At 49.4% G+C, this 25,064-nt stretch carries 18 protein-coding genes and 1 pseudogene; 6 read left to right on the top strand and 13 right to left on the bottom strand.

Annotation, left to right across the window (positions count from 1 at the left end; all coding sequences use genetic code 11):
• Positions 1-201: 201 nt before the first annotated feature.
• Positions 202-459: pseudogene (locus C8R34_RS09570) on the bottom strand (IS3 family transposase); the annotation flags it as partial.
• A gap of 580 nt (positions 460-1,039) precedes the next feature.
• Here C8R34_RS09570 and glmS point away from each other — a divergent pair.
• Complete coding sequence (gene glmS, locus C8R34_RS09565) at positions 1,040-2,890, top strand: glutamine--fructose-6-phosphate transaminase (isomerizing) (RefSeq protein WP_110340200.1); 1,851 nt, start codon at positions 1,040-1,042, stop codon at positions 2,888-2,890.
• Between the two features lie 433 nt (positions 2,891-3,323).
• Here glmS and C8R34_RS09560 read toward each other — a convergent pair whose 3' ends face one another.
• From C8R34_RS09560 to C8R34_RS09545, 4 genes are all read right to left on the bottom strand, one after another.
• Complete coding sequence (locus C8R34_RS09560) at positions 3,324-3,695, bottom strand: hypothetical protein (RefSeq protein WP_110340198.1); 372 nt, start codon at positions 3,693-3,695, stop codon at positions 3,324-3,326.
• A 145-nt stretch (positions 3,696-3,840) separates the two neighbouring features.
• Positions 3,841-4,605 carry a glycoside hydrolase family 19 protein gene (locus C8R34_RS09555; protein ID WP_110340196.1) on the bottom strand — a complete coding sequence of 255 codons (765 nt, stop codon included), beginning with the start codon at positions 4,603-4,605 and terminating at the stop codon, positions 3,841-3,843.
• A gap of 317 nt (positions 4,606-4,922) precedes the next feature.
• A complete protein-coding gene (locus tag C8R34_RS16480) occupies positions 4,923-5,162 on the bottom strand; it encodes a hypothetical protein (RefSeq protein ID WP_181415490.1) in 240 nt (79 codons plus the stop codon).
• A gap of 176 nt (positions 5,163-5,338) precedes the next feature.
• Positions 5,339-5,779: an ester cyclase gene (locus C8R34_RS09545; RefSeq protein ID WP_110340194.1), complete on the bottom strand. Its 441-nt coding sequence runs from the start codon at positions 5,777-5,779 to the stop codon at positions 5,339-5,341.
• Between the two features lie 508 nt (positions 5,780-6,287).
• Between C8R34_RS09545 and ada the strand changes: the two genes are divergently transcribed.
• The 3 genes from ada to alkB are packed head-to-tail and all read left to right on the top strand — an operon-like array spanning position 6,288 to position 8,807.
• Positions 6,288-7,388 carry a bifunctional DNA-binding transcriptional regulator/O6-methylguanine-DNA methyltransferase Ada gene (gene ada, locus C8R34_RS09540; protein WP_110340192.1) on the top strand — a complete coding sequence of 367 codons (1,101 nt, stop codon included), beginning with the start codon at positions 6,288-6,290 and terminating at the stop codon, positions 7,386-7,388.
• A complete protein-coding gene (locus tag C8R34_RS09535; RefSeq protein WP_110340190.1) occupies positions 7,385-8,143 on the top strand; it encodes a 2OG-Fe(II) oxygenase in 759 nt (252 codons plus the stop codon). Before ada ends, C8R34_RS09535 begins: the two co-directional genes overlap by 4 nt.
• 16 nt (positions 8,144-8,159) lie before the next feature.
• The gene (gene alkB, locus C8R34_RS09530) at positions 8,160-8,807 is read left to right on the top strand and encodes a DNA oxidative demethylase AlkB (RefSeq protein WP_375342119.1); all 648 of its coding nucleotides are present in this window, start codon (positions 8,160-8,162) and stop codon (positions 8,805-8,807) included.
• A 164-nt stretch (positions 8,808-8,971) separates the two neighbouring features.
• Here the strand turns inward: alkB and ppk1 are convergent, their stop codons facing one another.
• From ppk1 to C8R34_RS09505, 4 genes are all read right to left on the bottom strand, one after another.
• Positions 8,972-11,047 (bottom strand): polyphosphate kinase 1, encoded by a 2,076-nt coding sequence (ppk1, locus tag C8R34_RS09525; RefSeq protein ID WP_110340188.1) that lies wholly within the window; start codon positions 11,045-11,047, stop codon positions 8,972-8,974.
• A gap of 390 nt (positions 11,048-11,437) precedes the next feature.
• On the bottom strand, positions 11,438-12,565 hold the full coding sequence (locus C8R34_RS09515; RefSeq protein ID WP_110340184.1) for a PQQ-dependent sugar dehydrogenase: 1,128 nt from the start codon (positions 12,563-12,565) through the stop codon (positions 11,438-11,440).
• 260 nt (positions 12,566-12,825) lie between these two features.
• The gene (locus C8R34_RS09510) at positions 12,826-13,824 is read right to left on the bottom strand and encodes a 2-hydroxyacid dehydrogenase (RefSeq protein ID WP_110340182.1); all 999 of its coding nucleotides are present in this window, start codon (positions 13,822-13,824) and stop codon (positions 12,826-12,828) included.
• A gap of 91 nt (positions 13,825-13,915) precedes the next feature.
• The gene (locus C8R34_RS09505) at positions 13,916-16,063 is read right to left on the bottom strand and encodes a TonB-dependent receptor (protein WP_110340180.1); all 2,148 of its coding nucleotides are present in this window, start codon (positions 16,061-16,063) and stop codon (positions 13,916-13,918) included.
• A gap of 483 nt (positions 16,064-16,546) precedes the next feature.
• Between C8R34_RS09505 and C8R34_RS09500 the strand changes: the two genes are divergently transcribed.
• Entirely contained in the window at positions 16,547-18,223 is a 1,677-nt protein-coding gene (locus tag C8R34_RS09500) for a bifunctional diguanylate cyclase/phosphodiesterase (protein WP_110340178.1), read from the top strand.
• A gap of 122 nt (positions 18,224-18,345) precedes the next feature.
• Entirely contained in the window at positions 18,346-19,140 is a 795-nt protein-coding gene (locus tag C8R34_RS09495; RefSeq protein WP_110340176.1) for a hypothetical protein, read from the top strand.
• A 190-nt stretch (positions 19,141-19,330) separates the two neighbouring features.
• On the opposite strand, the gene C8R34_RS09490 is transcribed toward C8R34_RS09495, so the two are convergent.
• The 4 genes from C8R34_RS09490 to C8R34_RS09475 all read right to left on the bottom strand — a co-directional run bounded on the left by C8R34_RS09490 (position 19,331) and on the right by C8R34_RS09475 (position 24,988).
• On the bottom strand, positions 19,331-20,521 hold the full coding sequence (locus tag C8R34_RS09490) for a DUF2252 family protein (RefSeq protein WP_110340174.1): 1,191 nt from the start codon (positions 20,519-20,521) through the stop codon (positions 19,331-19,333).
• A gap of 157 nt (positions 20,522-20,678) precedes the next feature.
• The gene (locus C8R34_RS09485) at positions 20,679-21,416 is read right to left on the bottom strand and encodes a hypothetical protein (RefSeq protein WP_132467085.1); all 738 of its coding nucleotides are present in this window, start codon (positions 21,414-21,416) and stop codon (positions 20,679-20,681) included.
• Positions 21,417-21,822: 406 nt separating this feature from the next.
• Positions 21,823-24,024 (bottom strand): cytochrome-c peroxidase, encoded by a 2,202-nt coding sequence (locus C8R34_RS09480; protein WP_110340170.1) that lies wholly within the window; start codon positions 24,022-24,024, stop codon positions 21,823-21,825.
• A 139-nt stretch (positions 24,025-24,163) separates the two neighbouring features.
• Complete coding sequence (locus C8R34_RS09475) at positions 24,164-24,988, bottom strand: FxDxF family PEP-CTERM protein (protein ID WP_110340168.1); 825 nt, start codon at positions 24,986-24,988, stop codon at positions 24,164-24,166.
• Between the last annotated feature and the right edge of the window lie 76 nt (positions 24,989-25,064).

The following is a 25,064-nucleotide window of genomic DNA, read 5'->3' as shown; positions in this document are numbered from 1 at the left end:
TTAACTACAGTTTCATAAATTCCTCAGAGTCATACTAATAGCTTGGGAAAATTCCTTCGCTTAAAGCAGTTTCATTAGAATTCATGACATACTTCCTCAAGTAAACAGGGTATGAAATTCTCATGCAAAAATATATTGGGAAATTACGTATTTTTCTCTAAGTAATCACTTAGGTGACCTTGCCTAGGTAATTCGTACATCTTAGCGCGCGTAATATGCGATTTTTCCCAACTGTGCCACAAGCCAATTTTGCTCAAACTTCATTGGACTGATGTAATTCAGTGTCGAATGCAATCTCCTGTGGTTGTAGTAGTTAAGCCAATCAATTACTTCATCCATTGCCTGACGGCGTGTTTCAAATCGCATTCCATACAATCTGCCTACCTTCAACGATCCCCACAGGCTCGCAATGGGAACGTTATCCCAGCAGTTTCCTTTTCTGCTCATTGAGCTGCGCAGCCATACTCAACCAGTATGTTCTGAATATGTGGCTGCAATACTGACCTTGCCCTTGAACATAACGTCTATTGTAACTTCGGACAACCCATCCCACGGTATGCAATCTCTCAGTTTTACTCAGCGACTATTGGGATTAAGAATCATCCTTGGCGGTGTATCAAATCCTTCTAGGGGCAGTTTTCTGGCTGATATAACGTATCATAGTACACGGCTTTGGGTGTTAATTCACGTATTTACGTGCACTATTTTGCCAAAAAACATATTATTTATAAATTTAATCATATAGTTATGATTTATTAATAAACTCTATCTAGTTATTCAGTACTTTCATAAGTAAATGCTTAGAAAGAAATAAGCAATTAGCCAATTTATTTAATAATGAAAAAGCTTTAGCCTTTTACTCGTTTAGAATACGCGAACCTATTTCCCAATGAGTTCCTTAATGGATGAATCGGAAAGTTCAGAATTGAACAATCTTCATAACAAAATAAGCTATTTCCAATATAGCTTAAATGCTTATTAATGCTAGGCCAGGCAGATATTGCATTATATGGCTAAAGAATAATGAAAGGATATTTGTATGTGTGGGATAGTTGGTGCAATAGCGAGAAATAACGTGGTCCCTGTTCTACTAGAGGGACTGATGAAATTAGAGTATCGAGGGTACGATTCTGCGGGCATGGCAGTGGCAGATGCGAATGGCTTACAAAGACTACGCACGACCAACCGTGTTTCAGAATTGATGAAGCTTGCCAATATCGAAGGCACAGCGGGATCGGTCGGGATTGCCCATACACGATGGGCGACTCATGGGATGCCTTGCGAACGTAATGCTCATCCGCATTTTTCTGGGAAAGAGAGAAAAATTGCTGTGGTACATAATGGCATTATCGAAAACAATGACGTCATTCGGCAACGGTTACAGAAAAAAGGATTTGAGTTTTTATCCGATACCGATACAGAAGTCATTGCTCATCTCATTTCAGAATATTTGGAACAAACTGACGATTTATTGGAAGCTGTTTGCTTGGCTGTATCAAAACTGCAAGGTGCTTACGCGATTGTAGTGGTTGAAGAAAAACGTCCCGATCGTATCATTGCGGCACGTAAAGGAGCGCCATTATTGCTAGGGCTCAGTGAGAATGGCAATTATGCTGCTTCGGACGCATCAGCCCTGTTGCAAGTGACCCGGCGGATGATCTATTTAGAAGAGGGAGATGTGGCGGAACTATCGAGCGATAATTACCGTATCTTGAATTGCGTCAAAGACATTCTCGGGAAGATTGTAACTCGACCCATTCGAGAAAGTAATTTAACCTCAGAAACGATCGATCTGGGCAATTACAAGTATTTCATGCAGAAAGAAATATTTGAACAGCCGCTTGCAGTGTCGAATACCTTGGAAATGATCTTTAATGCCCATTCAATTTCCCCTCAGTTATTTGGCGCTGAAGCAGAAGCAATTTTTCGAGACACCACAGGCCTCCTGATTTTGTCTTGTGGTACCAGCTATCACGCTGGACTAGTAGCAAAATATTGGTTGGAGTCAATATCAGGGTTACCTTGCAGCGTCGAAATCGCGAGCGAGTACCGCTATCGCGAATCCGTGTCGGATCCGAATACCTTGGTGGTGGCAATCTCCCAGTCAGGCGAAACTGCTGATACATTAGCAGCCATGGCATATGCTAAATCGCGCGGGCATCGACATAGTCTGGCAATCTGCAACGTACCGGAAAGCGCCTTGATAAGGCAAGCTGACTTGCGCTTTCTTACTCGTGCAGGCCCAGAAATTGGTGTAGCATCAACCAAAGCCTTCACCACCCAACTCGCAGTTTTGACTGTATTGACTGTTGTACTTGCGAAGCAGCGCAATAGGCTTCCAATAGAGCTCGAGCAGAAAATGCTTACTGGCTTTCGGCACTTGCCTTCGGCAATAGAATTAACACTTCAGATTGAGTCACAAATAGAAAAATGGGCGGACATTTTCGCTCAGAAGCAACATGCGTTGTTTCTTGGCCGAGGCATACATTATCCCATTGCGATGGAAGGTGCCCTCAAACTCAAGGAAATTTCATATATTCATGCCGAGGCCTATGCCGCCGGTGAACTAAAACACGGTCCTCTCGCGTTGGTAGACAAGGAAATGCCCATCATTGCCATTGCGCCCAACGATACGTTGCTAGAGAAACTCAAATCCAATCTGCAAGAAGTCCGCGCCAGAGGAGGTGAGTTGTATGTGATTTCAGATGCTGATTCTAGCATTCAAGAAAGTGAAGGAATGCATGTGATCCGGCTTGCAGAACATGCAGGTATTTTCAGCCCGTTGCTTCATTCGATTCCACTCCAGTTGTTGGCTTACCATGTGGCTCTGAGAAAAGGAAATGATGTCGATAAACCGCGGAATTTAGCCAAATCTGTAACAGTGGAATAAAGAATTGGGTAAGTTGTAAGAATTTATGACGTTGTTTACAGTATGAAGTGACCTCGCAAATTCGAACAGTCGGATAAGTGCTAATCTTGCTCAATCTAAATCCGTGAAGTTTGCGGCAAGAAGGAGCGGGCGTATGAGAAGGACGAGGAGCTATAGTCAAATCTGGTGTATGGAGAATCAAGCGGCTCGCTGTTTTTGATCTCCATTTTTGTTTAACGCCGTTAATGAATTTTATGTCTTGAATGACATCAGCCAGCAATGTATAGCCCTCAACCGGAACCATTTTTTCTGTGCCACTTCCGGTGTTTCCCTTTTTATTGATCGATCTGCCGAGATCTTTACCAACAGATTACACCGCTTTCTCCTCTCTTGTCATACACCAGAATAATCATGGCTCTGTTTTTAACACCGCAGCGGCAATGCGGATAGTTTTTCAACGGTCTGCCGGTAATCTTTTCAAAGTAAAAGCCTTGCCGTCGGCTCTGATGAATTGACCGGAATTATAAGAATTATTATCAAAGATGAACTGATCTCGCCCGTGTCCCAGGTCTCTGGAGATAAATATCGGTTTACCATCCGCTGTTGTCTGGCTATAGAAAAAATGCATGATCCCTTGCCCTTTGAGCCACTTCACTTCGAAGGCCATTTTGACAGGAACAACGATGCAAATCGTATCGCCGACTTGATAGCGGCCTTCGAATTCAGATAACACAGCGGATGCCGTGGAAGAATTCAAGTCCGGTTTGGGCGAAAGTGTACTCGCTTCAGAGATCAATTCGGCCTGTGGCTGATGAATGTTCGACATATAGATGCAGAACGCGAGTATGCAGTGGCAGATGATTACTGAGATACGCATACGGTATGGTGGGATCCGATTAATTTGCAGTCGAATGATTTCGGTACACTGGATTCAATACCAATCGCTTGGTGTCAGATGATGACAAGGACGACTATAAGCTGGCAAGGTGATTCTTCGCTAACTCAGCGATTTCATTAGCTTTGTCTTTCCCATTAATACAATACCGGGCTTTTACGAAATCGGCGGTGTGCGCATTGATGTAATCGGAAATTTTCCGACCTGTGAATGCGCCGGTTTTAAATCCGTGTACCAGCACAAACAAAGCGATTTCAGGCTTTAGCGCCAACTCGGGATGATGGACCAGATCTTCACCAATCAGTTTTCCATACTTTTCATAGTTATAATCCCAAGTTAATTGTACGTATCCCCGGCCATAATATGGATAGTAGTCGGCATGATGCTGCTTTAGATAGGCATCCGGGTCAGCTAGCCAATAAGCTTCGGTAACCGGTTTGAAAGTATGATTGGTTTCGTGATCTGCGGTCGCAAGTACATAAGCAATCTGGCTTTTTAAGCCAATACCTTGGCGAATACATTCCTGCTTTATGGCGTTTATGGTTCCGGCCTTGGATGAAAAATCATAACCCTGGATTTGGGCGGCATTGTCCAGGCTTGCCTGGAGTTTGGCAATCGTTGCTGCATCAATAGTATCCTGCGTGATAGCCTGATTGGTATCGTGCAAGAATTCTGCCCATGCATTGCGGGTCTTGGCGCCATATTTGCCATCGATATCACCGGCCGGGTAACCCAATGTAATCAGGGCAGTCTGCAATTCAATGAGTTGGGTGCTGTCAAGCGACTTAAGCAATGTGGGTTGGCCGGCAACTATGCGCATCAATTCGATAAGTTTCTTCATGATCTCACTCCGAGAATTTTATTGCGATTTGAGTATTTGCCATTTTGCTGCCCTACGTACATTGAAATGGTACCTAAGCGTACACAATACTTCAACAACATTGCTTTCTATACTGCAAAGGTCTCTAGAATTATAAAAAACAATGGAATATGCGGCGCAGTAAATAGGAATTGGATTTTTATTTCAAAAAGGGGCCTTCTTCCCATTTTAAAATTTCAGATAGTTTATGGAGATTGATTGATTTTTCTCCAACCAGTGACAGAAATTTGCAGGCTGCGCCAACCCAAACATCGACTGACGTTTCATTTTCACCAATTTTAGGATTTTACGGATAGGCTATATGTCGTGATTTCGAAAGACTGGAACGATAAAAAAGGAGTCTTGGGTATCCGCGTACGTGACAACAGTTCAGGGCCATGGCCGCGTCTCGACCCGCCATATGGTGCGCGAGACAGGCGCAAGTCAGAACACATTGAAGGCAACCTTCGGCTCACCGGTGGAAAAATGCCTGCTTGTACGGCACGGCGGCGACCGATCCACATGGTATAGCCAGTCATGATTGTTTAAACTTAAATCTCCAGATAACAGTGCATTTATGTACTTTTGATCAAGTGGTTTGTTTGAATCTGTAAATAGTACCGTTTCCTCCCTGTTGCTTCCGGGAAAAAGCGACAGGGAGAGGAGCATAATTCCCCTCTCTACACTCGATGGCATCCAGGCGTGCCTTTCAGCTTTATTTTGTGGGTACCAGATCGAGTTGTTGTAGCGCGGTCAACGCCTGTTCTTGGCCGATCTCTTCCGCAACCTTGCCATTCCGGATGCGAAAAACGCTTGTTCCCGAAAAATGGATTTTCTTGCCGGTTGCAGCTGGAAGGGAACCGACGGGCAGATCGCTGAAAGCCGGACCTGTATGGGTGCCGCCGCCTTCCCAGCGCCCAACTACGTAATCGCCTTCTGCAATGATGTCACCGACCACCTTGAAACTAAGGTCGGGAAAAGCTTCGCGAAACTCGATTAGCATTTTTTTAACCGGCTCGCGGCCGTGCAGCTTTCCATGCATAGGGTAGCTAAACACGAGATCTTCCGCGCCAAGTTCATCGACAATCGCCACATTTCCCTTCTGCCAGTATTCGGTGAACCAGCGGCCCACGATTTCTTTATTTGCTTGTGACATGATATTAATCTCCTTTCGTTTTGTTGCTGTAAGAAAGTGAAGTAGGTCATCGACAGCAACACTACTGATGACTTGGGATGAATGTTAACCGCATGTTTTCACTGCGGCACTCCGCTTCTTGCTTTCAGATCGATTCTTCTTTGCTGTTTCCTGCGTCAGAATAGACCTCTGACACCGATGCGGAGCGACAGGGATGGATGGTTTTTGTTGAACCGTCATCCGATCTGGTTAAACTCAACAACGAGTTGCGGGCGCACTGGAGCAAGGCGCTATAGGAATTAAAGGGGAACAGATCAGGCAGATAAATTATGGTGCGGAACCGAATCGTGGGAACCTGCGGTAAAGTATTGACACAAACGATCAGCGGTAGAACGATTGCCGATCAGGTTTGCCACCAGCTAACTGATCATTGAATTCGAAAGCAAGACTCGGAGTGCGAGCGATTGCTGACGTTGATAAATTGCTAACTGGCATCAAATCAATCTGCAACTTTCTAAAGGAGCACATCATGAATGCGTTAGCGAAGAAAGAAAGGCTCGCTGCCGAAACAGTTAGCGACCCGCGCTGGGCCACCATTGTCGCGCGTGATCCTGAGGCGGACGGCAAGTTTTATTACACGGTCAAGACCACGGGCGTGTACTGCCGTCCCTCCTGCGCGGCCCGTCTGGCTCGGCCGGAGAATATCGGTTTTTACACCACGCGCGAAGAAGCTGAGAAGGCGGGTTTCAGGCCGTGCAAACGCTGCCACCCTGATCGACCATCACTTGTTGAGCAATATGCGGCGAGGGTTACCCAAGCTTGCCGCATGATTGAAGAATTGGAAAGCGCTACAAGTCTGGATGCACTAGCAAAGCAGGTGGGCATGAGCGCCTATCACTTCCACCGCATATTCAAGCAAATTACTGGATTGACGCCCCGGCAGTATGCAGCGGCGCTGCGTGAAAAAAGAATACGCGATGAACTTGGCCGTGGCAGTGCCGTGACGGACGCCATTTTCGATGCGGGCTATAATTCCAACAGCCGCTTCTATGAGAAGTCAAACAAGATTCTGGGCATGACGCCGAGCAGTTACCGTGCTGGTGGTATCAAAGCGGAAATACGTTTTGCCATCGGTGAATGTTCGTTGGGATCGATCCTGGTGGCACAAAGCGACCGCGGTATTTGTGCCATTCTTCTTGGTGACGATCCCGACAAGCTGGTACGCGACCTGCAGGATAGCTTCCCTCGCGCCAACCTGATCGGAGGAGATGCTAATTTCGAGCAGCTCGTCGCCAGGGTAGTCGGTTTTATCGAGGCGCCCGGTATTGGCCTTGAGTTGCCGCTGGATGTCCGCGGTACCGCATTTCAACAGCGCGTGTGGCAGGCGTTGCGCGAGATCCCCGTAGGCCAGACCGCTAGTTATACAGAAATTGCCAGACGTATCGGTTCGCCAGCCGCGGTGCGAGCCGTGGCGCAGGCCTGCGCCACGAACAAGCTGGCAGTCGCCATTCCCTGTCATAGAGTGGTGCGCAACGATGGTACCCTGGCTGGCTATCGCTGGGGTGTGGAGCGCAAGCGCACGCTGCTCGAGAAAGAGGCGGTGATGTCGGCTAGGGAGTTACAGGCATGAATACGATGAACGAGCTGAGCAGGCAAGTACAAAAAATTACACCGGCTAGGGATATTGCTGACCTTGTAAAGGCCATCGATTGGAAACGGATATCGGATAATTTGGATGCACAGGGTTTCGCGGTCATCGAAAATCTCGTTGCTCCTGAGGAATGCGAAGCATTGGCCGGCCTTTATCCGCGCAATGAGATTTTTCGCAGCCGCGTCGTGATGGAGCGTCATGGCTTCGGCCGGGGAGAATACAAGTATTTCAGCTATCCGCTTCCCGGTATCATTTCGGAACTGCGAACGTCTATATATCCGTGGCTGGCACCCATCGCAAATCGCTGGAATGAAATGATGCGCGTCAATGTTCAGTATCCAGTCGAGCATGCGGAATTCATTAAACAGTGTCATGAGGCGGGCCAGCGTCGTCCAACTCCATTGCTATTGCAATATGAGCCCGGTGACTACAACTGCCTGCATCAGGATTTGTACGGGGAGCATGTGTTTCCGATTCAGCTCACTATACTGCTATCGGAGCCAGAGCGAGATTTCCGGGGTGGCGAATTTCTATTGACCGAGCAGCGGCCGCGCATGCAGTCGCGCCCCGAGATTGTTCCTTTCAGACAGGGAGATGCGGTGGTGTTTGCCGTGCATTATCGGCCGGTGCAAGGCACGCGTGGAATATATCGAGTTAATATGCGACACGGCGTCAGCCGCCTGCACTCTGGCCATCGCTATACCGTCGGAATCATATTTCACGATGCAACCTGAGAGCGAAAAAATGACATTGAGTCTGTTTCAGGATATGGAACCATGCCAGTCAGAGCGGGAAGAGCTGTGTCCCGGCGCAATCGTGTTGCGTGGCTTTGCGGCTCTGCATGAAGTAGCTATTTTGGAAGCGTTGCACGATATTACAACCAACGCTCCATTTCGTCATATGGTCACTCCCGGCGGCTTCCGGATGTCCGTGGCGCTGACGAATTGCGGTTCTTATGGCTGGATCACGGATCGCACAGGCTATCGTTATACTATGATAGACCCGGAAAGCGGCAAACCTTGGCCTCACATGCCGGCTGTTTTCGTGAAATTGGCGCAAGACGCAGCGGCAAGCGCCGGTTTCAACGACTTCAAGCCGAATGCCTGCCTCGTCAATCGTTACAATCCTGGGGCAAGGCTCTCCTTGCATCAAGATAAGAATGAGCGCGACTTTGACGCTCCTATCGTCTCGGTTTCGCTGGGAATTCCGGCCATTTTTCTGTGGGGTGGCTTACGTCGGGAGGACAAGCCAGTGCGAGTGCAACTGACACATGGTGACATCATGGTATGGGGAGGGCCGGCGAGGCTGCACTACCACGGTGTGCTGCCAATCAAGGAAGCCTACCATCCCTTAACAGGCACATATCGAATCAACCTGACCTTCAGAAAAGCGACTTAGCCTGAATCAATCGATTCTGCGTGGATGAAGCGATCCACAGTATGAATATTATTTTCATCAGAGTTACTATTTCAGTAGCCCCATTTCTTATGAAGCGTTTCTTGAACTCATGCAGCACAAATTCCGCGACTGATGTTTGTACGTAGCGATCCTTAGCAGGTTTGTTAAGACAAATCGCAATAATGTTCCAATAATAGTTGCTGTGCCGAACGTGGTTTGGAAGTGCCGGGTTTTAAGCGCTTATACGAACCGTCGCTTTGTAATTGCCAGGCCTGCATGTTGTCTGACAAATAGCTTAATAATCCGTATTCGATCACGGTATCGCTGGTGCGTTTTTCCTCGATCGGAAAACACACTTCGACGCGGTGATGTAAATTCCGTGTCATCCAGTCAGCGCTGGAGCAAAACACCAGTTCTTCGCCGCTATTATGAAAATAATAAACACGGGTGTGCTCCAGAAAACGACCTACGATGGAACGTACATTAATAGTCTCCGAGACGCCTTTGATCCCCGGCCGCAGGCAGCATATGCCGCGAATGATCAGATCAATTTTAACGCCTGCTTGCGAAGCCTTATACAAAGCAGCGATGATTTCCGGATCGACCAGTGCATTCATTTTGGCAATAATCCAGGCTTTTTTTCCTTCGTTGGCAGCGCTGATTTCTTTTTCGATATAGCTCAGTATTCCCTTATGCAGAGTGAACGGGGACTGTAACAGCTTTTTCAATTTACCCGCACGACCCAAGCCGGTCAGCTGATGGAACAGTTTGTTGACATCTTCGCCAATCGCCTTGTCGCAGCTCAGCAGGCCGTAGTCGGTATACACGCGTGCAGTCCGAGCATGATAATTGCCGGTTCCCAAATGAACGTAGCGGCGCAAAGTGCGGCCTTCTCTTCTCACGACCAGGATCATCTTGGCATGAGTTTTATAATTAACCACGCCATAAACCACATGTGCGCCGGCTTGTTGTAATTCACTGGCCAACTCGATATTGGCTTCTTCATCGAAGCGTGCTCGCAATTCGATCACCACGGTGACTTCCTTGCCGGCGCGCGCTGCAATCTTCAATATTTCGACGACTGCGGAATCGACACCAGTGCGATAAAGCGTCTGCTTGATGGATAACACGTTGGGATCGGCGGCAGCCTGGCGCAAAAAATCAATGACCGGTGCAAACGACTGAAAGGGATGGTGTAGCAGGATGTCGCCATTGTGCAGCGCATCAAAAATATTGGAATTCTTCAACAAACGCTTCGGCACATCCGGTGTAAATCCGGCAAATTTCAGTTCCGGACGGTCAACCAGATCGCAGATGGCGAGTAAACGTCCCAGATTGACGGGGCCGTTGACCTGATACAGATCGCTTGGTTGCAATTCAAATTTTTGTAACAGAAAATGACTCAGGTTGTCCGGGCAATTGTCGGCAACTTCCAGACGTACTGCATCGCTGAATCGCCGTGACGGCAATTCGCCTTCAAGCGCACGCAACAGGTCGTCAATTTCTTCGTCGTCGATCAGCAAGTCGCTATCACGCGTGACTTTGAACTGATAACAACCGGTCGCGCTCATGCCGGGAAACAGATCGCTGACATGCGCATGGATAATCGATGAAAGCATGACAAAATCGTGATTCCCGCCACTATATTTTGCCGGAATATGAATTACCCTCGGCAACGAACGTGGTGCCTGTACGATGGCTAATCCCGAATCTCTGCCGAAGGCGTCCTTTCCTTCCAGCGATATGATGAAGTACAGGTTCTTGTTCAATACTCTCGGGAATGGATGTGACGGGTCCAGGCCAAGCGGACTCAGCACCGGCAATACTTCATCCTTGAAGTAGCGGTGTATCCAACGAATGAGTTGAGGTTTCCAGTGGGCGCGGCGCAATAGCCGGATTTTATCCTTGGTCAATGCAGGAATGATCATGTCATTCCAGACATTGTATTGCTCTTCGACAAACTGATGGGCTGTTTCGCTGACGCGCGCCAGCACCTCGGCCGGAGACAGGTTATCCGCGCCCGTCTGTGTCGAACCGTACTTGACTTGCTGCTTCAAACCGGCGACGCGTATTTCAAAGAATTCATCCAGATTGGTACTGGCAATACATAAAAACCGCAACCTCTCCAGCAGCGGCAGGCTTTCATCTTTTGCCTGTTCGATGACGCGCCGGTTGAATTCAAGCAAACTCAATTCGCGATTGATATATAACGTGGGGTTCTTGAGATCGACGATATCCATCAATAGTGGCTGTTAGGAAAGATAAGTGGAAGAAACATGCTGCGAGGCATTCTAGCGTACTTTTTAACAGGCCGTTGAAAAACTATCTGCGTTGCCGCTACGTTGTTAAAAACAAGCTCAAAATGCTCATTTATTACGCATAAACTGCGCTTTATCGCCTGTTTTTGCCTTGTATCGGCTGCCTCGAAAACGTTTTTCCATTGGCCTGTTAGATTGTACAAGCATACTAAATAGAGTTTGCTCACTTATTCCGAGCGTAGTGAGGAATCTTCATCAATTAACAATGTAGAACGCTCGAAATAACAGCTATCCAAAATGTAAGCGTGCGTTCGAATTTTGTTTTCTTAATTATCAGCGTTTGCAAAACAAACAATGCCTATGTAAGGTTTTTTATTGCTTCGGTACCAGCTTTAACAATTTACCGTTTTCTTCATCCGTCAATACATACAATGCGCCATCCGGGCCTTGTTCAACATCGCGGAAGCGGACTGTTTGCGTTAATAGTTGTTCTTCGCCGAGAATGCGCTTGCCGTCCGTCGATAGTCGGGATAGGTGCCTTCCCGCGAGTGCACCGACAAACAGATTGTCACGCCATCCTGGAAACTGATTGCCGGTATAGAACGCCATGCCGGAAGGTGCAATCGAAGGCGTCCAATAATAAATTGGCTCTTCAAAGCCTTGCTCAGTATGTTCGTCTTTGATCGGAGCACCCGAGTAATGGCTGCCGTAATTGGCTTTGGGCCAGCCGTAGTTTTTTCCGGGTTTGGGAATATTGATTTCATCGCCGCCTTTGGGGCCATGCTCATGAATCCATAGCTCGCCAGTTTTTGGGTGAATAACGGCGCCTTGAACGCTGCGGTGACCATACGACCAGATTTCCGGTTTGGCTTGGGAATCATTGACAAAGGGATTGTCGGCGGGCACCGAACCGTCAGGGCGAATGCGGATGATTTTGCCGAAGTGGTTGTTCAGTCGCTGCGCTTCATCCATGTAATCACCACGGTCGCCTAAGGTGATAAAAAGGTTGCCGTCCGGTGCAAATACCAAGCGTGAGCCAAAATGTACTGCGCCCACAGTTTTTGGCAGCTGGCGGAAGATGACTTGCAATTTCTCCAGACGACCGTCAATCAGCTCGGCTCTGGCTATGGCAGTACTGGCTTTGGCGCCCTCGGGTTCGGCATAGGACAGATAGATCAAACGATTCTTGGAAAACTCCGGATCCAACGCCACATCCAATAAGCCGCCTTGCTGTTGTGCGAACACGGCAGGAACGCCTTTGATCGGCGCAGATACGCGACCATCGGGCGTGATCATACGCAACTGACCGATACGTTCTGTCACCAGCACATTGCCATCAGGCATGAAAGCCATTCCCCAGGGGAATTGTAATTTATCGGCGACTAGCTGAACATCAAATTCTGTTTGGATGCGTTGTGCTTGCGTGCCGGATGCGAAGAAACAACTGATGCTGAATGAAATCAGCATTAGAAATATCAAGATTGAGCGTTCGCGGATCATTTTCTTTTTCTCCTTCCAATAGATCTTAGAATAGTTGCTGCCAATGTATCATCACTGCTGGTTGGTCTCAATACGTGTTAGCGGGTGGTTGCAAAACGATCAGGGTTTCCCAGGTATTAACAGGTCGTTGAAAAACGTATTCGAGGCAGCCGATGCAAGGCAAAAGCGGGCGAAAAAGCGCAGCTTATGCTTAATAAATGAGCATTTTGAGCCTGTCTTTAACACCGCAGCGGCAACGCAGATAGTTTTTCAACAACCTGTTAAAGCGCTGTCCCGTCCAGCGGTGAATGACCGGCATCCAGCCGGAGAATGTTTTCGGTGGTAACACGCGCGATTTCACCGAGGGCTTCACGCGTCAGAAACGCCTGGTGCGAGGTGATGAGCACGTTGGGAAAGGTGAGCAGGAGATTGAGCTCGTCGTCTTGCAACAGATGCTCGGAATGGTCTTCAAAGAACACGCCTTCTTCCTCCTCGTAGACATCCAGCGCGACACCGCCGAGGTGGCCTGTTTTGAGCGCATCGAGCAGCGCGGTCGTGTCAATGAGTTTGCCGCGGCTGGTGTTGATCAGGTAGGCACCGTGCTTCATCTGTTGTAGGGTGTCGCGGCGGAAGCAGTGAAAAGTCTCCGGGGTGAGCGGCAGATGCAGGGAAATGATGTCGCTGTTTTGCAGTAACGCGGGCAGGGAAGTGTATTCAACGCCTTGTTGAGCGGCCCAATCTGTGTTCGGTATGAGGTCGTGGGCAATGACGCGGCAGCCGAAGCCGCGAAAGATTTGGGCAGCGATGCGCCCGATCTTGCCTGTACCGATAATACCCACGGTTTTGCCGACGAGATCGAAGCCGACCAGTCCATTGAGTGAGAAGTTGTGTTCACGGACGCGGTTGTAGGCGCGGTGGATGTGGCGGTTGAGCGTGAGCAGCAGGCCGATGGCGTGTTCCGCGACGGCGTGGGGTGAGTAGGCGGGCACGCGCACGACGGCGATACCGAATTCCTGAGCAGCCTTAAGATCAACATTGTTGAACCCGGCGCAGCGTAGCGCAATGAGCTTCACGCCACCTTTGGCAAGTCCGGCGATACAGGTGCGGTCCACATGGTCGTTGACAAAGACGCACACCACGTGCATCCCGGCGGCGGTGGCAGCGGTTTGCGCGCCAAGGCGGAATTCATGAAATTGCCAAGCGATGCGCTCGCTGCCCAAGGCACGGTCGAAGTATTCGCGGTCATACGGTTTCGCGTCGTAAAGTGCGGCGGTGATCATGTCAAATTCCTTTGTGGAAAGCGTGCTACGAGTAACCAATAACGGGTATCAATGTGGCATTTCTGCTGGGAGGTCTTAATACATGTGGCGTTCAGAATGCCACGATACGAACGCGCACGCCGCCAAACACATTCAGCGGCGGCCCCGGTTCAAAATAGCGCCCCAGCGCGGCATTGATGCGGGTGTTGGCGTTATACTGGGCATCGAACAGATTATTGATGCCGACAAACACGGAACCTTCGATGCCGTTGCGCTTTGCTTCCCAGCCCAGCAACAATTGTCCCAGATTATAGGCGTGATTGGTGGCGGTATTGGTGTCATTGACAAAAAATTCACCCACACGCTGCGCGTGAACTTGCCCGAAAAAACCAAGGGGATGCGCGTAACGCACCAACCCTTCCCAACGGTGCGTGGGGATGCCGGGGAATACGTTGCCTTTCAGATTCGCGTCGTTCACCACATACTTTTCAAATTCAAAATTGGAGTACGTGTAACTGACTTCGCCACGCAGACCTTTCCATTCCGGCGTGGCCAGACGTGTTTCCACACCTATGCGGCGTGATTGCCCGGTGTTGCGGAAAAATGCCCGGCCCGGCGATGACGGCAACTCGAACGGCGTAATTTCATCCCAGGTGCGGATGAAAAACACCGCGGTATCGTATTGAAATCCGGCTGAGTTGCCGCGAAAGCCAAGTTCATTGCTGAGCGACGTTTGCGCGTTCAGATTAGGATTGAATCCGCCTCTTCCCGTCGGGTTGTTGAGCAATTCGGTGGTGGTCGGCGCCTCAAACACTGAAGCGATATGGGTGTAAATCTGCTGCCGTTCGGTGACGTGATACACCAGCCCGGCTGAGCCGCTGGCTTGCGATACCGTTCTGCCGCCGGATTGATTGCCGTCAATTTTATAGGCGTCTTTCACCTGGTAATTCAGCCAATCCCAGCGCCCGCCGATGACCAAGTCCAGTTTGTCCGCCATATTCCACTCATTGCGGAAAAACGGTCCGACGCTTTGCACGCGTTCGATTTGACTGAGATTCAACGAATCTCTTACGCCGAAATTGTTATTGAAGCGCTGCCGATTGTCATTTTGCACGCCGTAATCGACACCGACCAGAAAGCGATTGGGGCGATTGAACAATATATGATCATTGACAAACTGCACCATCAGTCCGCCTACCCAGCGATCAAACTGCACCTGCCCGCCGTCAAAAAATGGCTGACGGCTATTGAAATCGCGGTGCAATACGTGTGCGGTGACAGTGAGTTCCTTGCCTGCGGACAGTTTGTTGCGAAAACGCACGCCCATTTCTTCCTGCCGGATCTCCTCGCCGGCGTTGTACTGCACGTTGCGTGCGGAGGCTTGCCGGGGATTGGCGTGCACTTCGGCGCTGGTCAAGGCGCCCGGGTCTTTGGACAGCGGCGAATAGAATTCCCGAAACACCAACATCAGGTCGGAATCAACGCTCGTCTGAAGATTCAGCTTGGCTTGCGCAAATGTGTTCTGCATCGCGCTGTGATCGCGCCAACCGTCTTGCTGCAAGTGCGAGCCAAACAGGCTGTAGCCGAGATTGCCGTTGCGGCCGCCCATAAACAGTTCAGATTTCAAGTAACCATACTGACCAAACACCTGGCGCGGCATGATGACAAGCTTTTCCGGCGGTGCCTCGCGCGTGGTGATGTCAATCAGTCCGCCGGATGCATTGCCGTACAGCGCCGCCGAAGGCCCGCGTACAATGTCCATGCGCTCAATCAATGCAGGATCGATTGAATCCAGTTGCGTTTGCCCGTCCGGCAGCGTTGCCGGAATGCCATCCACACGCAATTGAATGCCGCGCACGCCAAACGGCGAGCGTGCGCCAAAACCGCGAATCGCAATGCGCAAATCCTGCGTAAAGTTAAACTGATTCTGAAAGAAAACCCCCGGCGTGCCGCGCGCAAACTCATCCAGCGTGGCGCCGGGCTGATAATGATGCTGCGGAGTATGCGTGATCTGCGTGATACTGTTCGGAATCTGCGCCGGTGACCGCTCGCTGCGGGTGGCGTTGATGTTGATGGCGTCCAGGATGGCTGGTTGGGTTGTCTGGAGTTGTTGGGCCTGGGCGAAAGCAGGGACTGGGATGGCGGCTAACAGAATAAAGAAAACGCTTGTAAGCCAATGGGTTAAAATTGTTCGGTGAAAACAAATAGTCTTGTGATATGGCGTCTTGACGGAAAGCATACCCGCAAGGATATTTATCATTATTCAAGAAAGCAACTTAAAGAAATCAAATCACTGATGATGTTTTTATGGGGGAGCTTTTTCTCTGATGAAGAATTTACCAAGGTTCCCGAGAACATTTTGCAGTTACATAAACGGCTTATTGGAGCTTATTTTGGTTAATCTCCCTGCAAATAACCATGATATTTTCTAAATATCATGATAATATTTTTGTTAAACAGCTATGGTGTACAGTAAAGTATGAATGCTTGTATACCAGAACATTCAGTGACTTAAGTGGAGGCAAGGAAACGCTTGGTTCAGTGGTTTAGTTGGTGCACAGTTCGAAGCGTTTCTAGCGAGGTCTTGATAACCAAGCACTCAATGAGATTTATATTAATTTCAAGCAACTCATCAGTCGCCTGCGGTTGATTAACTAATGATAGCAGAGCTTAATTTTACTCTCGGGTTGTACAAACAGATGGCTACTTCAATCTACTTGATACTTGATTGAGGGCTTACGCTATGAGAAAGAAATCGATTCCCGCCGCGTCGTCGTTTTTTCGACAAATGATAGATTTGGTGCCTCATTTCATCTTCGCGAAGGATGCCGAGGGGCGTTACATCTTGGCCAATGAGGCGGTGGCCAAGGCATACGGAATTTCGGCTGAGCGAATCTGCCAGCTCTGCGACGCAGACTTCGCACCCAACGCCGAAGAAGCTGCAGGCTTTCGCCGAGACGATCTAGAAGTGCTTCGGTCAGGGAAGATCAAGTACATCAATGAAGTGATTACAGATTGTGATGGCAATGTTCGCGATTTGATGACCACGAAGGTTCCGTTCGATAGTCCTGAGACGGGTCCGGGCGTGCTCGGCATTTGCATCGACGTCACCGAGCGCAACGCTGCACTCCGAAAGATCGCTTATTTAGCGGAGCATTGCCACCTGACGGGACTTCCAAACCGCTCTCAGCTTTCAGTGTTTCTCGAGGAACCCATTCAAAATGGCGAGTCCTGCGCACTACTCTTCGTTGATCTCGATCAGTTCAAGCAAATCAACGACTCTCTCGGGCACTGCGTGGGAGATGTCTTTCTCCAGCTGATCTCGGCCCGGTTCGAGCAGGCGCGCGATCCGAAAGACTTCGTGTGTCGGCTCGGTGGAGACGAGTTCATCTTTGTGCTTCGTAACACAAGTACCGATGCGGTCAGCGCGTTTTCGTCCGAGCTTCTGCGCATCGTAGCAGAGCCGGTCGCAATTAATGGAATGACGTTGATGATCACGTGCAGTATCGGCGTTGCACAGTCGCCAGAGCACGGGACGGCGGAGGACGTGCTCATGAAGCATGCCGACGCGGCGCTCTACAAGGCAAAAAAGCTCGGTCGGAACGCGTTCCAGTGGTACACGGAGGAACTGCAACATGCGGCGGATCGACGCTTGTTTGTCTATAACGAACTTCAGGCTGCAGTGCGCAATGGCGAGCTAGAACTACTCGTACAGCCCATTGTTGATGCACAATCGGGCGTTTACGGCTCTGCCGAGGCGCTGCTTCGATGGCACTCCCGCGAGCGTGGGCTCATTTCTCCGGACGAGTTCATCCCATTGGCGGAAGAATCCGGCCTCATTCGCGTCATTGGCAATTGGGTGATTGAAGAAGCGTGCCGGATGCAGCGGGCTTGGCTCGACCGAGGTATCGACTTTCACCTCAGTGTCAATCTTTCTGCGCAGCAATTGCTTGAGCCTGGTTTTGAGCACTACTTTCGAGAAACTTGCAGCGCGGCGGGCGTACCATTAGAAAAAATTGGTTTGGAGATTACTGAAGGTGTTTTGTTGGGCGATGTTGAAGCGGCATGCGGCGTGTTGTCTTCTCTTTCTGACAGCGGCGTAACAGTCTCAGTGGATGACTTCGGTGTAGGATATTCAAGCTTGAGCTATCTGCGAAGGCTACCGCTTTCGATTCTGAAAATCGACCGGTCGTTCGTCAAGGACTGCGTAGAGAATCCTGACGATGCGACTCTCGTTCGCACGATCATCATGTTGGCCAAGAATTTGAAGCTACAAGTTGTGGCCGAAGGTGTGGAGACTGAAGCGCAAGTGAACTTCTTGTGCTCAGAAGGTGTTGATTTTTTCCAAGGATACTTGTTCGCGAAACCAATGCTCGCTGGAGACGTCGCGGTGCACCTAGAAGAGAGTGCTCTTCGGTGATTTGATCGCTTGGTCGGAACCGCGCCGCCGCTTTGGTGTACCGGACAGCGTATCTTTAGCGAATTAAGTTATTCACTCGAACAGTACACCGTATTTTTACTTCTGAAAATTCAATATTGCTAATGGTTTTACAATCACCTACAAAATGCGCTAATCGCATCATCCTGCTCGGCGCCAGTAATCTGACATTATCGTTACGTCTCGTCATCCACCTGATGCAGCAACGGTTTGGCGGGCCGAGCGAGATTCTGACGGCTGTCGGGCATGGGCGGGCGTATGGGGTGTTCAGTCAGGCGCTGGGGCGTGGACTGCCGGGGATCGCGGATTGCGGATTGTGGGCGCAGTTGACTGCGGCTGAGCCACGCCCGACGTTTGCATTGTTGACGGATATTGGCAACGATATTTTGTTCGGCGTGGTGCCGGAACGGATTTTACGGGCGGTGGAGTGGTGTATCACGCGATTGCAGCAGCAGTCTGCACAGATTGTCGTGACCAATCTGCCGATGACGTCGATTGAGCGTTTATCCGAGTGGCGTTATACGTTCTTTCGCGCGGTCTTTTATCCGTCCAGTCGAATGTCCAGAGATGAAACGATGCACTGTGCCCGGGCGGTGCATGCGGGGTTGCTGGAGATGGCATCGCGGTTGCATTTCACGTTGTATGAGCCGGAACCGCATTGGTTTGGTATGGATGGTATCCATGTGAATTACTGGCAGCGCAAAGCGTTTTACCGGGATGTGCTGCAACAATTTCCTCTTCCTATCGGTAAACCGGTATCGATTGAAGCCGAGCAGGAATTTTTGTTGACTTGGCAGCGGCGGCCGGAATTCGCATACAAGACGGTTTTGGGGCGCGAAGTCTACTGCCAGCAACCCAGTGGTCAGCTTGCGGACGGCTCGAGTGTCTGCAAATGCTGATTTGATTGGGTAACTTTAGGCCGTTGAAAAACTATCTGCGTTGCCGCTACGGTGTTAAAAACAGGCGAAAAATGCTCATTTATTACGCATAAACTGCGCTTTCTCGCCTGTTTTTGCCTTGTATCGGCTGCCTCGAAAACGTTTTTCAACGGTCCGTTAGAGATTAGTCCGTATTGCCTAGCTGAATTTATCAGTAGCCATCCAATCGTAATGCGTATTTACGGCAATGCTCCAAGTAACCAGCCTCGTGACTGGCCAATAGCCATACCACACTTTTCCATAACCAAGCAGGCGTGTCGAGTGACTTGCTGCGATTGAGCTTTAGTTCGTTGCGCCAGCTTTTACGGGTTTCATCATCCATTTGCCTAGCGTGTGCGCAGCCAACAACGTACGCCAGATAACTCGACATATGAATTGCCTCTTCTATGCTCATTTGATCGAGCTCCAGCTTAAGATCCTGCGGCAATAATTCTCGGATAAACACGCCATGCTCTAGAAAACGTGTCGCAATCATGCGCTTGCCCAAGGCCGGCGTCATTTGGCGTGCACCTTCAACCACACGGTTTGCATTATCGCGAGGCATGCTGGCGTGCTGATAACGAGGGGCGATAGCACGTACCGCCTCTTTTATATCAAAAATACAATAGTCGTCCTCACCGACGCTTAACAATACTGCATAGCGTAACAAGCCCAATGAACTACAACCTTTTACCCAATAAGCAGCATTTAATACTTCAACCTTAGTATCGTTATCGCGGGACTTCAGTGTGGTGACCAGCTCTAATATTTCCCGTTTTTCAAATAATTGCATGATGGCATTTTTCTCGGATTTTGACAGGGGCCAGAAGTTTCTGCCGTATGAAATTATCGGTTGGGTATTTACAATACGTTCCTTGGCCAGCTCTTTCCATGTGCGTTTAAGTGCGCTACGGATCACTACCTTGACCAAATCAGGCTTTTTTATGGAGGAGATTCGCTCTTCGTCTGTGTCGAGGGCTTGCTCATAACCCTCTATCAAGTGCTCAAGCATATGTGCGGTAACTATGCCTGGCAGGTTTGAGTCCCGTGCTGCGGTGGCTAGTGACAGGGCGAGCCGTAAGAGATCATGTGCGGGATTGCCAATAACCGTCTGATCAAAATCACGTATTTGCACGTCGACCTTGCCATCAATGTCAGCTAGCGGCCCAAGATTGCCAAGATGACAGTCGCCACAAATCCAAATGGCAGGTCCATGTGGAAGGGAGTGGCCGCGCTGACTGTGCAACCATTCATAATAGCGGATGGTGTTGCCACGCATATAAGCATGAGGCGACAGGGCCATTTTCTTGTTGCGGCGAGCGATTAGTAATTTGCGGCGTTCGTCAGGGGAAGGAATTTTCATTAATTAGAGGTCCTGTCGAAAAATAAAGCCAAGTTGCCTAAATAAAACGAGTAACCAATTGATTGAAATAACTATCGTAAGATGATGTCGATTGTCAATGCTTATTCGATTCTATTGCGCATACGTCAAATTAAATCCAAATTGTTGCATCTGAGTGTCAGTTATGATCTCGATACATGACCACCGTAAAGTGCACGCCACGCTCATCACGATAAGCATCCAGATCGGAAGGATAGGCGTTGTTCGAGTCGAGCTTGCCAGCCACGGTATCGCTGTCAATATCATCGTACCAAGCCCAATTTCCGACATCAAGTTGTTCTGCTACCGCAGTAAAATACCGCGCGCCGTTTTCAGAAAAGCCACGCACGCGCACCGGTGTAGCGTCATGTTTGCGTAAATTGGCATCAAGTTCTTTGGCGGTTACACGAGTAAAGACCCATGAAGGCCTGGGGCGCTCCTCCACAATAGCCGCATATTTGCGGACTCCGCCTGTAGAGTAGATTGTAAAGTCAGCGATGCGGCGTTGATCGTTAACCAGCTGGCCCAGTCCGATTTCATCAAGGTTGATATGCACACTTGTTTTGGGTTCAGATCCTTTTTGCAAAGCCAGTGAGAAACGTAATTGACCGTCTACGTCAGCAGCGGTAATGGACACCGGGCGTGCGCCGGTTTCTGCTATTTTGCTATCCAAATCGGCTGCTGCAATATCCTGCAAATACGTACCCTCGATCCCTGATTCTCGAAAAGAGGTCGCCGCAAAACGTCGACTTTTGCCACTGCCATAAATGGATAAGCGCGTCAGATGCATACCGGGCAATAATACGTCGTCGATATGATTCGGATCGATATCGTGCGACCAGAACCAACTTTCAGGTGGTTTGCTCGAAAATTTCATGAATTCCTCCTTCCTTGAAGATTCTACTTGGGTTGTCGGGCTGTTTTTTATTGTGCCGGTAGGGTCTGTGTTCAGATTGATTTCTGTAGTGCATCCAAGCGCCATAATCCCGGTTAAAACAGCAACAAGCCATTTTGTGTCAGTTATTTGCGATGTGTGATACATGGTGATTATCCGATCAATTAAAAATGAATTGTATCAGTCAAACTTGATGCTATTTGTCTTTTTATAATATGTAGAATCTGATAGTTACCTTGATACCCCGCTGATCAATTGATATCGTCAGCCATGCAATACCAGACGTTTTTTTCACCGAACCGTATCCATACCAAGCGTTAGATGAGCCGTTGGGAAAACAATCTGGGGGGGCGTAAGGTAGCAACAGGTTTTGGCGAGGGGTGCTGCATTACTGCAAGTAGCGCTCAAACGCTGGCAATGCTTTTGTCCTTCCTGCGGCTCCGACAGAGGGAATCAACAGGAATTCATCTGCTGCGAGAGCGCTACTGATGGAGTGAGTTTTAGTAATGGTTGTGTTATCGCCTGTATGACCGTGTGGAACTAGCAGTTCAGGATGATCAAACGGTGCTTTTTCAAAGCGTACGCGATCATCGGTTAAGCTTTTTAGAAAATTGAGCAGGTCTATGCGTTTTTGCGGTGAGAGTCGCAAGTCAACTTGCGCGAAGATCTTGGCGAATTCTTTGGGTGGTGTTGCAAAATTACCGCCTCGAATATAAAACGCCAGCACCTCATCCAGCGTTGCCATGCCGCCATTATGCATGTAAGGTCCTGTTAATTCTATATTTCTTAGAGTAGGGATTTTGAATGAGCCATTGGCTGCGCTTAAAAATCTTTTGCGATTGGGTTTGGTCAGCTCTGCCGATGCGGTTGCGGTTGTTGGAATAAAGATACCTGCCGGATTGAAACAATTCAAAGTATTTTGTTTTTGGGTCTGTATCCCGTCCACGCGGGTGAAAAGCAGCGCGTGTGGACTGTCGCTATCAATTGCAATCGACGTATCCAGATCGCAAGGTCTTACGTTTGCAACATAAGGATCTACCACCCCGGATGCATTCCCTGCAAGCAACTGTAAATATTGATCAGAGAACGAAAATGGATTGCCGAAGGGATCGGTGCCACCCAAACCGATATCATTTTCCACCGGGGTGACGCCGGTACCGGAAAAACCGGTATCCTGAAACATCATGCCGCCGGTTAAGGATAAACTGGTCACGACATTGGTGGTGCTGACGCGGAATGTGGAATTGCCGAAAGCATGTGGGTTTGATTTTTGCAAAATACCATTGGTTACCACGGCCGACGATGTGAAATTAGGGCCAATATGACAAAGTGCACAGTGTGAGTCACGGAAAATATCCATACCACGCTGGGCCGATGCGCTTAAGTCGATGGGGGTGCCGTGTGCATCCACAGCACTTCGATCAAACGGGGAATCATCGGAAATCAGGGTCGATTGATACATTTGAATTGCGAGCGCAAAGAACATGGCAAAGTTAGCTTCTACCTGCCGATACGGCAGGTTGTGCGTTGCGGAGCTACGCGGCGGCGCGCCGAATAAGCCGGTCTGATTATAATCCCAGTATTTGGGATTGAATGCCTCCATGATCAATTGATGGTAATGGGTATTTAATCCTTTCTGCAAATTATTAGGTGTACTGTGTGCCAATCCGCCCAGTACACTATCATCCCAGTGCACGCGCTGATGTTCGAGCGGCTTACGATCCAATAGCTTACGACCCAGATCAGCAAAGGTACGCCCATGGCAGCTCATTTCGAAGTCATCCAGGGGTGGAGAGACGGCCAGGGAGGCCAACGCGGAATTGATGAGTCTCAAGCGCTCTTTGGCAACGGTGCCGTCGCTATTTCTAACCCAGACGCCCGCATCGGGATCGCGATCCCCCCAAGGACTACTGCCGTTAAAAATATTGTTGGCGCGGCCGTCCCAGAAATTGCGAAAATTGAAAACGGCATTGATGACGGTCGGTGTATTGCGTGGCTCAACTTTGCGCGTACCTTTTGCGCCGACGTGAAAAACCGGATCGGCGCTGCGGCTGCATTGGTCATTCTTGGCTTCGATGGATTTAACATCGCGATAGTCACCGCCAAAGCTGCCCGAGGAAGAAACCACATCGTCGCTGTTATAAATAGCGACACCGATGGGACTCAGCGGATTATCGGTTTGATAAAAAGGAAAATCGCTCCTTTTCAGAGTGCTGTTGGGTCCGCGCGGGGTTCCATCGCTTGCAAGCTCAAAATCCTTCGGCAAATGACTATTTTTGCCTATCGGCGCAATTTGATTTTTGGTGCGCCGATCCGCGCCTGCATGAAAATGACAGCTGGCACACGCGATGCCGTCACTGCCGACATTGGTATCCCAAAATAAGGCCTTGCCAAGTGCTATCGCTTTCTTTTTATTCATGACGATCGGGTCAGGGCCACCGAGCAAACCCGGCACGCCGGGAACCGGTGCACCTTTCAGCGACATGGGGATCGGTCCGAAACCGTCAGCCTGTGAGAGCGTACCGGTAAAAAAAGTAAGACAGCACAGCGTGATTAGTGTGCCGATGGTTTTTTTGATATTGTTCAGCATGATGATATTCCTTACTACTGGGCGTGTACGTCAGGGAATTTAGTTACGGCTAGATAACTTCATTTGTTTCAGGCAAGAGGCGGGGCGATGCTGTAAAACGCCCCGTTCTCTACTGTTGCTTCACAACGATGATGACTATTTACGCTGCGAACTTATTCGGCGCTTTTCTCCGGCTTCTCAGGCGATAGCCAATGAACCCCAGGCCTGTCAGCAACATGGCGTATGTTTCTGGTTCGGGTACTGCGCTCACAGTCAAATCAAATGCCCCGCCGGCAGTAGCATTCTCGGTGCCCCCAATGTACAGAGCATACCAACCTGGTGCCAGGTCATCGAATGTCAGCGATACGGAATTTGCCCCCGCGCTGCCACTGATGCCGTTCTCGAAAGTGCTGGTCAGACTCACGTCATTTGCGCCGGTGAGAATACTTTCACCCCATCCGGCAGTCGTGTGCGAAGGGCCGGAAACTGCATAGCCCAGCGTTTCGAGCACATTGCCGCCATTGCCGCTAGCCATCCATAGCGTACCCGCATCACCCATTGCGCCGGTTGCGTTAAATGTATGAGGGGTTTCAAATCCTGCTGAACTAAGTTCGCTGCCAAAACCGGTGGTTCCACCATCGAATTCCGTGACTCCGGTTGCCCAAACCGTAAGACCCGGAGCAAAACCGGCATCCCCGGAAACTGTTACGTTAACATCTCCCAGGTTGTTGTTCTTAAAGGTATACCAATCGCCTGTATGCGCCCAGGCAGAATTGTTTAAGAGAGGATTATCTGAATAGGCGCTTTGCAGGCCGGTCTCCGCGGCAGAGATGCTGCCACCCAGGTTAAGTTCATTAATATCACCGTTCCAAGCTTTAAATCCTATGGCACCTGCAGCGTGTGACTGTGCGCTCGTCAGTGCGGCAATAGCAATGATAGCTGCTGAAACAAGCATACTGGTTTTTTTGACATGTTTTTTTTGCATTTGGGAATCTCCAATAATAAATTACATTGCGCCGTTGACCGCTGGTTCCATTAGCGAATGACGGCTTCCGGCATTT

This window comes from Nitrosomonas sp. Nm84 (genome assembly GCF_003201565.1).
In the GTDB taxonomy this organism is placed as follows: Bacteria; Pseudomonadota; Gammaproteobacteria; order Burkholderiales; family Nitrosomonadaceae; genus Nitrosomonas.
Note: the sequence above shows the minus strand (reverse complement) of the source record. Positions and strands in the feature narration are given on the sequence as shown.